Source organism: bacterium, from assembly GCA_019637795.1.
Lineage (GTDB): Bacteria > Desulfobacterota > Binatia > HRBIN30 > CADEER01 > JAHBUY01.
Map to the genome: position 1 here is coordinate 192,411 of JAHBUY010000006.1, position 12,966 is coordinate 205,376.

Here is a 12,966-nt window from a genome sequence, read left to right on the forward strand (position 1 = left end):
GCTACGTGTCTCCGCTTCCACAGGAGACGCCGTGCCCGAATTCGTCTACACCATGCACAAGCTGCGGAAGGCGGTGGCCGACCGCGTCCTGCTCGACGACATCACCCTCGCCTTCCTCCCCGGGGCCAAGATCGGCGTTCTCGGCCCCAACGGCGCCGGCAAGAGCACCCTGCTGCGCATCATGGCCGGCGTCGACGGCGAGTTCACCGGCGACGCCAAGCCGACCGCCGGGGTGCGGGTCGGCTTCCTGCCGCAGGAGCCGCAGCTCGACGCCGCCAAGACCGTGCTCGGCAACGTCGAGGAGGGGGTGGCCGACACGCGCGCCCTGCTCACCGACTTCGAGGCGGTCTCGGCGCAGCTCGCCGAGCCGATGGACGACGCGCAGATGACCAAGCTGCTCGACCGCCAGGCGGCGCTGCAGGACCGGATCGACGCCGCCAACGCCTGGGAGCTCGACCGCCAGCTCGACATCGCCATGGACGCGCTGCGCCTGCCGCCGCCCGACGCCGACGTCTCCACCCTCTCCGGCGGCGAGCGCCGCCGCGTCGCCCTCTGCCGCCTGCTGCTGCAGAAGCCCGACCTGCTGCTGCTCGACGAGCCCACCAACCACCTCGACGCCGAGTCGGTGGCCTGGCTCGAGCGCCATCTCCAGGAGTATCCGGGCACCGTCGTCGCCGTCACCCACGACCGCTACTTCCTCGACAACATCGCCGGCTGGATCCTCGAGCTCGACCGCGGACGCGGCATTCCCTTCGAGGGCAACTACTCCGCCTGGCTCGGCAAGAAGCGCGAGCGCCTGGAGCACGAGGAGAAACAGGCCTCGGCCCGCCAGCGCACCCTGTCGCGCGAGCTGGAGTGGATCAAGATGTCGCCGCGCGCCCGCCAGGCGAAGAGCAAGGCGCGCATCAGCGCCTACGAGGCGCTGCGCGGCGAAGAGGAGAACCGCGCCCCGGAGACGGTCGAGATCGCCATCCCGCCGCCGCCACGTCTCGGCGACCTGGTGGTCGAGGCCACGGGCCTGCGCAAGGGCTACGGCGACCGGCTGCTGATCGACGACCTCTCCTTCTCGCTGCCGCCGGGCGGCATCGTCGGCGTCATCGGCGCCAACGGCGCCGGCAAGACGACGCTGTTCCGCATGATCATCGGCCAGGAGCAGCCCGACGCCGGCGCCCTGCGGATCGGCGAGACGGTGCAACTCGCCTACGTCGACCAGTCGCGCGACACCCTCGATCCCGACAAGACGGTGTTCGAGGAGATCAGCCAGGGCGACGACCGCATCAAGGTCGGCAAGCGCGAGATCCCGGCCCGCGCCTACGTCGCCTCGTTCGCCTTCAAGGGCTCCGATCAGCAGAAGAAGGTCGGCCTGCTCTCCGGCGGCGAGCGCAATCGCGTCCAACTGGCGAAGATGATCCGCCGCGGTGGCAACGTCCTGCTGCTCGACGAGCCGACCAACGACCTCGACGTCGACACCCTGCGCGCCCTCGAGGACGCCCTGCTCGGCTTCTCCGGCTGCGTCGTCGTCATCTCCCACGATCGCTGGTTCCTCGACCGCATCGCCACCCACATCCTCGCCTTCGAGGGCGACAGCCACATCGAGTGGTTCGAGGGCAACTTCCAGGACTACGACGCCGATCTGCACCGGCGGCTGGGCACCGATGCGGATCAGCCGCACCGGATCAAGTTCAGGCCGCTGCAGCGGTGAGGAAGAAAGGGTTGGCGGCCATGGAGATCGGGCGCTCTTCTCCCCAGCCCGCAACCCCGACCTCCCAATCCCTGCAGCAATGATCACCATCTTCACCGACGGCGCCGCCAAGGGAAATCCCGGCCCCGGCGGTTGGGGGGCGATCGTCGCCACCGAGGAGCGGGTGCGCGAGCTCGGCGACGGGGCGCCGCACACCACCAACAACAAGATGGAGCTCACCGGGGTGATCGAGGCGCTGCGCGCGGCGCGCGGGGTGGAGGGAAAGATCGAGCTGCACACCGACTCGACCTACGTCATCCGCGGCATCACCGAGTGGATCCATGGCTGGCGGCGCCGCGGCTGGCGGACCGCCGAGGGACAGCCGGTGCTCAACCGCGAGCTCTGGGAGGCGCTGGCCCTCGAGGTCGCCGGGCGCGGGCGGGGCGGCATCCACTGGCACTACGTGCGCGGCCACTCCGCCATCCCCGGCAACGAGCGCTGCGACGAGATCGCCACCGGATTCGCCGCCGGCGAGCGCCCGGACCTCTACGACGGACCGCGCGCCGGCTACCCCGTCGCCATCCACGAGCGCCCCGCGGACACCTCGGTGCCGAAGCGGAGCAGCGGCAGCGGCAACAGCAAGTCCGCTCCCGCCTACGCCTACCTCAGCCTGGTCGGCGGCGTCGCCATGCGCCATCCGACCTGGGCCGAGTGCGAGCGCCGGGTGCGCGGCGTCTCCGGCGCCCGCTTCAAGAAGGCCACCAGCGCCGACGACGAGGCCGCCATCCTGCGCGCCTGGGGCGCGTCGCTGAAATAGGTTGCCGCTGCCGTGGCGCTGCTGGGGTGAACAGTCGCGATCCCCAACCGCGCACCGGCCCTTCCTCGGCCACCCGACGCCGCATCCCATTCCGGCGCGACGCCGGCGCTGTGGCGTCGCCCGCCGATCGGCACTAGAACACCCCCGTGAGCGGCGCGCCGGCGGCACCCACCCCTCCCGAGATGCTCGCCGAGCTGCGCGGGGTGGGCAAGTCGTACGCCAGCGACGGCCGCGCCCTGCCGGTGCTGCGCGACGTCAGCCTGGCGATCCCCGCCGGCGAGGTGGTCGCCGTCCTCGGGCCGTCGGGCTGCGGCAAGTCGACGCTGCTGCGCATCCTCACCGGGCTGATTCCGCCGACCACAGGCGAGGTGCTCTGCCACGGCCAACCGCTGCGCGGGTTCCACCCCGGCGCCGCGATCGTCTTCCAGAGCTTCGCGCTCTACCCGTGGCTCACCGTCGCCGACAACGTCGGCGTCGGCCTCTATCGCCGCGGCCTCGCCGCCGCCGAGGCGCGGCAGCGCGTCGGCCACGCCATCGACCTCGTCGGCCTCGAGGGCTTCGAGGAGGCGTATCCGAAGGAGCTGTCGGGCGGCATGAAGCAGCGCGTCGGCATCGCCAGGGCGCTGGTCGGCGGGCCGGAGCTGCTGTGCATGGACGAGCCCTTCTCGGCGCTCGACGTGCTGACCGCGGAGGCGCTGCGCTCCGAGGTCTACGGCCTGTGGTCGCGCGGCAGCATGGGCCTGAAGAGCCTGTTGCTGATCACCCACCTGATCGAGGAGGCGGTGTTCCTCGCCGATCGCATCCTCATCATGGCCGCCAACCCGGGGAGCGTGAAGCAGGTGCTGGTGAACGAGCTGCCGCACCCGCGCGAGTACCGCGATCCGGCATTCCTCGAGCTGGTCGACGAGATCCACGCCGCGATCACCGCGATCCACCTGCCCGACGAGCGCCGCGCCGCCGGCCGGCCACGCCTCGAGCCGGTGCCCAACGTCTCGGTCAACGAGGTCATCGGCCTGCTCGAGGTGGTGCACGACCACGGCGACCGCATCGACCTCTTCGAGCTGGCGAACCGCCTGCGGCTCGACCTCGGACGCAGCATCCTCGTGGTCAAGGCGGCCGAGCTGCTCGAGCTGGTGGCGACCCCGAAGCAGGACGTCCTGGTGACGCCGGTCGGCCGCGAGCTCGTCGCCAGCGACGAGAACGGCCGCAAGCGCCTCTTCCAGCGCCAACTGCTGCGCACCCCGACCTTCGCCTTCCTGTTCGATCGCCTGCGCCAGGCCCCCGGCGCGCGCCTGCCGGCCGACGTGGTGCGCGAGGAGCTCGCCTGCTTCGTGCCCAACGAATCGACGCCGGAGCTGTTCGACGCCATCGTCACCTGGAGCCGTTACGGCGAGCTGCTGCGCTACGACGCCAGCGACGACGCGCTGTTCCTCGACCCGGAATCGGCGGCGCCACCCGACGCGCCGCGCTGACGCCGCGCCCCACCCGAGGCTGGCCGATGCCGCTCGCCCGCCGTCCCGGCCCGCAGCGCCGCGAGTTGCCCATCGCGGGCGCGTGGTGGATCGACCTGCTGATCGTCGTCGCGCTGGCGGCGCTGGTGGCCGGCGTCGTCGCCCTCGCCCGCCGCTGGACGGCGCCGCTGCGCCCGACCGTCGACATCGACCTCTCGCTGTGCGCGCTCCCCGGCTACACCCTGCTGTCGCTGGCGCGCGGCGTCGCCGCCTACCTGCTGTCGCTCGCCTTCACGCTCGTCTACGGCAGCATCGCCGCCCACCGGCGCGTGGCCGAGCGGGTGATGATCCCGGTGCTCGACATCCTCCAGGGCATCCCCGTGCTCGGCTTCCTCCCCGGTCTGGTGCTCGGCATGGTGGCGCTGTTCCCCGGCTCGAACATCGGCCTCGAGCTCGCCTGCGTGGTGATGATCTTCACCGGCCAGGTGTGGAACATGACCTTCTCGTCCTACGGCTCGCTGCGCGCCGTCCCGCTCGAGCTGCGCGAGGCGGCGCGCGTCTACCGCTTCGGCTGGTGGAAGACCTTCAGCGTCGTCGAAGTGCCGGCGGCGATGATCGGCCTGGTGTGGAACTCGATGATGTCGATGGCCGGGGGCTGGTTCTTCCTCACCGTCAACGAGGCGTTCACCCTCGGCGACCACGACTTCCGCCTGCCCGGCATCGGGTCGTACATGAGCGTCGCCATCGACCGCGGCGACGTCCGCGCCATGGCCGCCGCCACCGTGGCGATGATCGTCATGATCGTCGTCGTCGACCAGCTCGTCTGGCGCCCGGCGCTCGCCTGGGCGCAGAAGTTCAAGCTCGAGGAGACCGAGGCCGACGTCGGCGCCACCTCCTGGGTGCTCGCCCTGCTGCGGCGGTCGCGCGCCATCGCCTGGGCGGAGCAGCGGGCGGCGCGGGTGCTGGCCCTGTTCGAGAGTCGGGCCGCCGCCGCGCCCTCCGCTGCCGCCGGCGAGAGCGGTCGCGCCGCGTCCCGCCTGCTCGGCGCGGGGGTCGGGCTCGGCTTCGCCGCGCTGGCGCTGCTCGGCGCCGCCCATCTGGTGACGATGCTGCACGCGCTCACCGCCGCCGAGTGGCGCCAGCTCGCCGCCGCGCTCGGCCTCACCTTCCTCCGCACCTACGCGGCGCTCGCCATCGGCGCCCTGTGGACGGTGCCGGTCGGCATCTGGATCGGCCTCTCCCCCGCCCGCACCCGCATCCTGCAGCCGATCATCCAGGTCGCCGCCGCCTTCCCGGCGCCGATGATCTTCCCCCTCGTCACCCTCGCCATCCTCGCCGCCGGCGTGCCGTTCGCCTGGGGCTGCGTGGCGCTGATGCTGCTCGGCTCGCAGTGGTACATCCTCTTCAACGTCCTCGCCGGCGCCGGCGCCATGCCGCACGATCTGCGCGAGGTCGCCGCGGTCTGCGGCCTCGGCCGCTGGGCGCGCTGGCGCACCCTCTACCTGCCGGCGATCGTCCCCTACCTGATCACCGGTCTGATCACCGCCGCCGGCGGCGCCTGGAACGCCAGCATCGTCGCCGAGTACGTGCGCTACCGCGGCGACACGCTGATCGCGCCCGGCCTCGGCTCGCTGATCACCACCGCCACCGCCGCCGGCAACTTCCCCCTCCTCGCGGCCGGCGTGCTGACCATGTCGCTCGGCATCGTCGCCATCAACCGGACGGTGTGGCGCCGCCTCGGGCGGTACGCGGACGCGCGCTTCAGCCTGAACCGCTGACCGTCAGCCGACGGGGAATCCCCCGCGCTGGCGGAGCCCGGTCGTCGCTGCCGGGTGGCGCTCCGGCGCTTGAGCAACGCGCCCCGGCCGGAGCATGGTGGGCGCCGGGGGGAAGCAGAATGGTGGTCGCTCTTGCGTTCGCGCTGCTGATCGCCGCCGCGCCCGCGGTCGCCGACAGCTTCGTGGTCGAGACCAATTCCTATCTCATCGGCCAGGCGCCGGACTGGCTCGACGACGCCACCGTCGTCTGGCACGACCCGCTGCCGCGCGACGAGGACAACGACGGCACGCGCCAGATCTACCGCTCGCGGCTCGACGGCCGCGACACGGTCTGCCTCACCTGCGGCCTCGAGGGACCGAACCAGGTGCCGGTGGTGCGCCCGGGCGGCGACTGGATCCTCTTCCACTCCTGGGCCGGTCACCAGGTGAAGATCGGCGGCCCCGGCTTCGGCGGCATCGGCTCCGAGGTGTGGGTGATGCGGCCCGACGGCAGCCAGCGCACCAACCTCACCAACGACGGCGAATTCCACGACAACTTCCACGCCTACTGGTCGCCCGACGGCACCCACATCGCCTGGACCTCGCTCAACTGGAACCCCGCCGACGGCGGCAACGGCCGCTCCGACGTTCGCGTCGCCCGCTTCGACCCCGACGGCCCCGACGGCCCGCGCCTGGTCGGCGCGCACGTCGTCCGCCCCGGCAACGGCCACTGGTACGAGACCCAGTGGTGGGCGCCCGACGGCTCGGGATTCCTCTACACCGAGACCGTCGACACGGCGATCAACCCGGAGCTCTTCTTCTGCCGTCTGCCCGATCGCGACCGCGGCACGTGCCGCCGCACCCGTCTCACCTTCGACCCGGCCTGGGACGAGCAGGCGATCTTCACCCCGGACATGCGGCGCATCCTCTTCATGTCGTCGCGCAACCTTCCCGGCGCCCACAACGACTGGGCCCACACCGCCCAGCTCCTCGACCTGCCGGCGAGCTACGACTACCAACTCATCCTGTTCGTGTTCAGCGACAGCTTCCTGCAGCCGATCCTCGAGCAGGCCACCGACCTCTACGAGATGGAGCTCGAGTGGAACGCCGCCCGCACCCGCTTCCAGCCCGGCCGCCTGCGCCGCCTCACCCGCTCCGGCAGCGACGGCTGGGTGATCCCCGAATTCGCCTGGGATCCCAGGGGCGAACGCCTGCTCTGGTCCGAGGCCAGGTTCACCGACGGCCGCCGCGTCGACCAGGGCTGCGTCGTCCGCAGGCTGCGTCGCGACTTCATCGCCCGCCTGCGCGGCGTCGACCGGGTCGAGAAGATCCCCTTCGGCATCGCCAGCGAGATGCGCGACGCCGCCGCGGCGCTGCTCGGCGACCCGCCGTCCTTTGCCCACCAGGGCCTCGGCTGCGGCGGCGCCGACCCGACACGGGAGCCGTCCTTCGTCCAGGAAACCCGCATCGGCCGCTACGTCCGGCGCTGACCCGCCGCCGCGCGCCACCGGGGCGCCAACCGGATATCTCGGCCGCCCCCGCCGGTCGCGCCGTCGCTCGCCACCCCGCGGCCCTCTGCCCGTGGCACCGGCGTTGCTCGGCTTGAAGGTGCGAACTTCATGCGTTGGTGGCGTGACATATCGAGTGCGCTGCTGGCCGCCGTGCTGCTGGCGCCGCCGGCGGCGCGGGCGGTGTCGTACGACATCGTCTACGTGCGCCAGCCGCGCTTCGGCGACGCCACCAACACCACCTGGCCGGAGGTGGCGCACCCGGCGAGGATCGATCCCGGCGCCGACCTGATGTTGCTGCACCCGGACGGTCGCGAGGAGGTGCTGGTCGCCGGCGGCGTCGGCGCGGTCACCGATCCGTTCGTCTCGTTCGACGCGCGGTGGGTCTACTACAGCTACTTCTACGATGCCCGGCCGCAGGGCTACAACGCGCAGCGCGATCTGCCCTGGAACGGCGCCGACATCTTCCGCATCAACCTGCAGACGCGCGCCATCGAGCAGCTCACCTTCCAGGAGGTCACCCCCAACACCGGGGCCGGGCGGTTCGACGAATCGAACCCCGTCAACCCGCCGAGCCAGTACGATCGCCTCGGGTACGGCATCCTCAACCTCGGCCCGGCGCCGGTCGCCGGCGGCCGCGTCGCCTTCACCAGCAACCGCAACGGCTTCGTGCCGCCGCGCGGCCTCACCACGCCGACCATGCAGCTCTTCGTCATGGACGCCGACGGCGGCAACGTCACCCAGATCGCGCCGATGAACATCGGCAGCGCGCTGCACCCGACGCCGCTGGTCGACGGCCGCCTGCTCTTCAGCTCGCTCGAATCGCAGGGCCTGCGCGACGAACGCATGTGGGGGATCTGGTCGATCTGGCCCGACGGCCGGCACTGGGATCCGGTGGTCAGCGCCTTCCTCAGCGGCCAGGCCTTCCACTTCATGACCCAGCTCTCCAACACCGATCTGGTGGTGGTCGACTACTACAATCTCAACAACAACGGCTTCGGCACCCTGCTCCGCCTGCCGGTGCAGCCGCCCCCCGGCACGCCGCGCTTCCATTCCGCCTTCCCGGCGCAGAACCCGGCGATCGCGCAGACCGTCGGCGGCGGCTTCCCGTACCCGTTCCGCATGGCCTTCACGCCGCGCGGCCTGTTCAACATGACGCCGTTCACGCACGGCGAGGACGAGGCGGCGCCGATCGGCGGCAACGGCAAGCGGGTCGGCAAATTCACCCAGCCGAGCGGCGCGCCCGACAACGACCTGCTGGTGGTCTGGTCGCCGGGCCCGTGCAACGACCTCAACCGGCCGACCGCCCTCCCCTACTACGATGCCGGCCTCTACCTGATCCCGAACGCCGCCACGGTCACCAACCCGAGCCAGTTGGTGCCGATCAAGAACGATCCCAACTACAACGAAGCCTGGCCGCGCGCGGTGGTGCCGTACTCCGCGGTGCACGGCGTCGCCGAGCCGGCCGCCATCCCGTGGCTGCCCAACGACGGCGCCCTGCGCCCCGAGCTGCCGGCCGGCACGCCGTACGGGCTGGTCGGCAGCAGCAGCGTCTACAAGCGCGAGAGCTTCCCCGGCTTCGTGCCCTCGTGGTCCGACACCTTCGATGGCCTCGACGCCTTCAACACCGCCGAGAACGGCCAGAGCAGCAACTGGGAGTGGCAGGGGGCCGACGCCGGCAGATACGACAACGGCGACATCTGGGCGATCCGCATCGTCGGCATGGAGCCGAACACGCACCGCAGCTACGGCCCCAACGGCGGCCCCAGCGGCGGCTCGCGCTTCTCCTCGCACGCCGGCGAGAAGCTGCGCATCCTGGGCGAGATCCCGCTGCGCAAGCTCGCCGCCGGCGGCGCGCCGCTGCTCGACGGCGAGGGCAACCCCGACACCAGCTTTCTCGTCAAGGTGCCGGCCGATTCGCCGTTCACCTTCCAGACCCTCGACCGCAACGGCATGGTGCTCAACGCCGCCCAGACCTGGCACCAGGTGCGGCCGGGCGAGGTGCGGACCGACTGCGGCGGCTGCCACGCCCACAGCCAGTTGCCGCTCGACTTCGCCACCACGGCGGCGGCGCAGCCCGGGTATCCGGTCGCCGACCTGGGCGCGACGACGCCGCTGCTGAGCAAGGATGCGCAGGGCAACCCCAGCCTGCGCACGGTGAACGCGCCGCTGATCACGGTCGAGTTCCTGCGCGACATCCGCCCGCTGCTGCAGCGCAGTTGCGTGCCCTGCCACACGCGCAGCGCGACGAGCCCGCCGGGCGCCTTGGTGCTCGACGACTACGCCAGCGTCGGCGGTCTGCCCGGCGATTACGTCCGCCTCGCCGACGACCGGCGGGCGCGCTGGGGCTATCCGCCGCTGGTCGACGTCGGCGGGCCGGCCTGGCGGCAGAGCAACGCCAGCCGCTACGTGCGCATGTTCCAGAGCCGGCGCAGCCTGCTGATGTGGAAGCTGTACGGCCAGCGCCTCGACGGCTGGCGCAACGCCGACCACCCGACCGAAGCGGTGCCCGGCAACCGGGCGACCCTGCCCGCCGGCGCCGACGTCAACGCCGCCGACCTCGATTTCACCGGCCTGATGATGCCGCCGCCGGGCAGCGGCGCGGCGCCGTTGAGCGAGGACGAGAAGATGCTGTTCGCGCGCTGGATCGACCTCGGCTGCCCGATCGACTGGGACCAGAGCGCCTACGGCTGGTTCCTCGACGACCTGCGCCCGAGCCTGGACGTCAGCCTGCCGCGGCCCGGCGCCAACCCCGCCCCACTGACGCTGCTGCGCCTCGGCGCCGCCGACGCCCACACCGGCGTCGACTGGTCGACCCTGTCGGTGCGGGCGACCTTCCCCGTGAACGGCCGCGCCGCCGGCGCCCAGCTCGCCGATCTCGCGACGAGCGCCGGCCAGGGCATCCGCGCCATCGCGTTGAGCCCATCGATCAGTTCCCTCGCCGACGGCACGCTGACCGTCAGCGTCGCCGACGTGCAGGGCAACGTCAGCCGCGTCGCCCGCCACTTCTCGGTGCCGGGCGCCGCCGGCACGCCGACCGCGACGCCCACCGCGACCGCGCTGCCGCCGACGCCGACCGTCACCCGCACCCGCACCGTCACCGCCACGCGCACGATCACGCCCACCGCGACCATCACGCCGACGCCGGCGCCGACGGTCGCGGTCGGCGGCGACGTGCGCTACTACCGCGGCGATCGCCCGGTGGACGCCGTCATCATCGCCGGCGCCAGCAGCGGCGCCGACGGCGCGTACTCGCTCACCGCCCCGCTCGGCGCGCCGCTGACCCTCTCGCCCCGCCGCGGCGGCGGCCTGAGCGGCGCCGTCACCGCTCTCGACGCCGCCTGGATCCTGCAGTACCTCGCCGGCCAGCGCAGCATGGACGCCGAACAGCGCCTGGCCTGCGACGTCACCGGCAACGGCAGCCTCAGCACCCTCGACGCGACGCGCATCCTGCAATGGGCCGTCGGCGGCTCCGACCCCTTCCCCGCCGCCACCCTCTGCGGCTCGGACTGGCTCTTCTTCCCCGACGTCGCCGGCGGGCCGCCGCCCACCCTCGTCGCACCGTCCTTCGCCGGCGGCCAGTGCCAGCGCGGCGCCATCGTCCATCAGCCGCTGGCCGGCGCCGCCGCCGCGCAGCGCTTCCGCGCCGCCGCCCTCGGCGACTGCACCGGCAACTGGCTCGCGGGCGCGGCGCTGCGGGCGCGCGCCGCCGCTCCGTTCACCGTCACCGCCTCCCGCCCACGCCGCGCCCGCGGCCAGCTCCGCCTCCCCATCCAGGTCGCCGGCGGCGGCTTCTCCGCCGTCGAGCTCTCCCTGCGCGCCGACCCGTCGCTGCGGTTGCGCGCCGTGCGGCTCTCGCCCCCCGTCGGCGCCGCCGTCCGCCATCGCGTCAGCGGCGGCGACACCATCCGCATCGCCGTCGCCAGCCCCCGCCCCCTCGAGCGCCTGCATCTCGTCCCCGTCTTCGACGGCCCCGGCCGCGCCGCCCTCACCGCCAGCCGCGTCGACGACCTCCCCCAGCAACGCCTGGACTAGACCGGCGGCATGGCGACCCGCGGTACCGCCTGACCTCGACCGGCGAGCCCCTTGAAGACCGGTCGGATCCCATCTACCACCGCCCCACGAGCCCTCGCGCGATGACCCGCGAGCCCACAGCGTCCGCCGGACTGAACCGGCGGCTCACTCCGCGTTGGGCTGAGGAGAGGCCGAATCGGTGCCGCCGAAGATTCGAGAGCTCATCGCCAACCTCGAGCATGCAGGCTTCAGCAACCGCGGCGGCAAAGGCAGCCATCGGAACTTCGTCCATCCGAGGGTGAGCAAGCCAGTGGTTCTTTCGGGCAACCTGGGCGATGATGCCAAGCAGTATCAGGTCCGGGCTGTGAAGCTCGCGATCGAGGAGTCGAGCAGATGAAGGAGAGCGCGCGCTACGTGAAGATCGTGGAATGGTCAGAAGAGGACCAGTGCTACGTGGGGAGCTCGCCAGGCCTGATCCTCGGAGGGTGCCACGGCGCCGACGAACGACAGGTGTTCGACCAGCTCTGCGAGATCGTGGACGACGCCATTGCCCTCTATAAGAGCGAAGGAAAGCCTCTCCCGGCACCGACCTCTGGACGTGACTTCGCGAACAAGATGCAGCACGTCGCCTGACAGCAGCGCTCGACCGCGCGGCTCCGCGGTCCGCGTCGGCTGCCGCGCCGTGTCATTCGGGCGGCTGCGCCTGCGAGTCGGCCGCCGCCCCACTACAGTGAAAGGACCTATTCCCGTCGACCCCCGTGGCGATGATGCTCTCTGCGGGCGTGATTCCCGCTGTGGATTGCCGCCATGATCTCGCGTTTGATGTCCATCCTGGCGGGTCGGTGCATCCGTCACGATCGACCCCAAGCGAACTACGTGCGTGATGTACGGGTGGTTGCCCACTCTCTTGATCCCGACGGGTGCGTTCCATGCGGGACGCACCCGAAACGTCAACCTGGCTGCCGACGCCTTGCGTGCCGCAGTGCTCAGCCAGTGGCCGCCCAGCCCGCCGGCTTCAGCGCGCGGCTACCGCGAATGATACGGACAAACCTAACTGCAGCCGACGCGGGCCCGCGTCCCGCGGCCCGCGGCTCATCGCCCAGGCGTTAGCCGGAGACTTGCCGCATGGGACTCTTGACCTTCAGCATCAACGTCACCTTGGACGGCTGTGTCGACCATGAGGAGGGGATCGCCGACGAAGAGACCCACGCCTTCTTTACCGGCCTGATGGACGAGGGCGGGGCGATGCTGTGGGGCCGCGTCACCTACGAGATGATGGAAAGCTTCTGGCCGGCGGTCGCCGGTGGCGACGTGGAGGCGCCGCCAGCGATCCGCGAGTGGGCGGTCAAGCTTGAGGCCAAGCCGAAGTACGTGGTGTCGTCGACGCGAAAGAACTTCCCGTGGACCAATAGCCACCACGTCGCCGGCGACCTTCGCACGGGCGTGCAGAAACTGAAGGACGCGACCCCGGCCGGCGTGCTCCTCGGTAGCGGCCAGCTCGCGACCGCGCTCGACCGGCTGGATCTGATCGATGAGTACAGGTTCCTCGTCCACCCCAGAATCTCCGGCCACGGCCCGACCCTGTACCAGAGCGGGCTGCCCAGGACGCGACGGCTCGAGCTGGTCTCGGCGAAGCCGCTCCGTAGCGGTGCGGTGGCGATGCACTACCGGCGCGCGAGCGGCTAACCTCGATACGACAAGACACCTTCACCACGGAGGCACGGAGCCACGGAGGGTG

Annotated in this window: 9 protein-coding genes; all 9 read left to right on the forward strand. The window is 71.8% G+C overall.

Annotation, left to right across the window (positions count from 1 at the left end):
* Nucleotides 1-52: 52 nt before the first annotated feature.
* The 9 genes from ettA to KF840_20800 all read left to right on the forward strand — a co-directional run bounded on the left by ettA (nucleotide 53) and on the right by KF840_20800 (nucleotide 12,914).
* Nucleotides 53-1,702, forward strand: coding sequence for an energy-dependent translational throttle protein EttA (gene ettA / locus KF840_20760; GenBank protein ID MBX3027337.1), 1,650 nt, complete (start codon nucleotides 53-55; stop codon nucleotides 1,700-1,702).
* A gap of 79 nt (nucleotides 1,703-1,781) precedes the next feature.
* Nucleotides 1,782-2,498 carry a ribonuclease HI gene (gene rnhA, locus KF840_20765; GenBank protein MBX3027338.1) on the forward strand — a complete coding sequence of 239 codons (717 nt, stop codon included), beginning with the start codon at nucleotides 1,782-1,784 and terminating at the stop codon, nucleotides 2,496-2,498.
* Between the two features lie 182 nt (nucleotides 2,499-2,680).
* Nucleotides 2,681-3,970: a nitrate/sulfonate/bicarbonate ABC transporter ATP-binding protein gene (locus KF840_20770; protein MBX3027339.1), complete on the forward strand. Its 1,290-nt coding sequence runs from the start codon at nucleotides 2,681-2,683 to the stop codon at nucleotides 3,968-3,970.
* 26 nt (nucleotides 3,971-3,996) lie between these two features.
* On the forward strand, nucleotides 3,997-5,727 hold the full coding sequence (locus KF840_20775) for an ABC transporter permease subunit (GenBank protein MBX3027340.1): 1,731 nt from the start codon (nucleotides 3,997-3,999) through the stop codon (nucleotides 5,725-5,727).
* A gap of 119 nt (nucleotides 5,728-5,846) precedes the next feature.
* Nucleotides 5,847-7,196, forward strand: a complete 1,350-nt coding sequence (locus tag KF840_20780; GenBank protein MBX3027341.1) for a PD40 domain-containing protein — start codon at nucleotides 5,847-5,849, stop codon at nucleotides 7,194-7,196.
* Nucleotides 7,197-7,325: 129 nt separating this feature from the next.
* Nucleotides 7,326-11,249 (forward strand): hypothetical protein, encoded by a 3,924-nt coding sequence (locus KF840_20785; GenBank protein MBX3027342.1) that lies wholly within the window; start codon nucleotides 7,326-7,328, stop codon nucleotides 11,247-11,249.
* A gap of 178 nt (nucleotides 11,250-11,427) precedes the next feature.
* Entirely contained in the window at nucleotides 11,428-11,625 is a 198-nt protein-coding gene (locus tag KF840_20790) for a type II toxin-antitoxin system HicA family toxin (GenBank protein MBX3027343.1), read from the forward strand.
* Entirely contained in the window at nucleotides 11,622-11,861 is a 240-nt protein-coding gene (locus KF840_20795) for a hypothetical protein (protein MBX3027344.1), read from the forward strand. The genes KF840_20790 and KF840_20795 overlap by 4 nt, the downstream gene beginning before the upstream one ends.
* A 492-nt stretch (nucleotides 11,862-12,353) precedes the next feature.
* Nucleotides 12,354-12,914: a dihydrofolate reductase family protein gene (locus KF840_20800; protein MBX3027345.1), complete on the forward strand. Its 561-nt coding sequence runs from the start codon at nucleotides 12,354-12,356 to the stop codon at nucleotides 12,912-12,914.
* The last annotated feature ends 52 nt before the right edge of the window (nucleotides 12,915-12,966 follow it).

Excerpts from the sequence above, each read along its gene's own strand:
- ettA (MBX3027337.1), top strand. The coding sequence starts at position 53 with ATGCACAAGCTGCGGAAGGCGGTGGCCGACCGCGTCCTGCTCGACGAC.
- KF840_20770 (MBX3027339.1), top strand. The coding sequence starts at position 2,681 with ATGCTCGCCGAGCTGCGCGGGGTGGGCAAGTCGTACGCCAGCGACGGC.
- KF840_20785 (MBX3027342.1), top strand. The coding sequence starts at position 7,326 with ATGCGTTGGTGGCGTGACATATCGAGTGCGCTGCTGGCCGCCGTGCTG.
- KF840_20795 (MBX3027344.1), top strand. The coding sequence starts at position 11,622 with ATGAAGGAGAGCGCGCGCTACGTGAAGATCGTGGAATGGTCAGAAGAG.
- KF840_20775 (MBX3027340.1), top strand. The coding sequence starts at position 3,997 with ATGCCGCTCGCCCGCCGTCCCGGCCCGCAGCGCCGCGAGTTGCCCATC.
- KF840_20780 (MBX3027341.1), top strand. The coding sequence starts at position 5,847 with ATGGTGGTCGCTCTTGCGTTCGCGCTGCTGATCGCCGCCGCGCCCGCG.
- rnhA (MBX3027338.1), top strand. The coding sequence starts at position 1,782 with ATGATCACCATCTTCACCGACGGCGCCGCCAAGGGAAATCCCGGCCCC.
- KF840_20800 (MBX3027345.1), top strand. The coding sequence starts at position 12,354 with ATGGGACTCTTGACCTTCAGCATCAACGTCACCTTGGACGGCTGTGTC.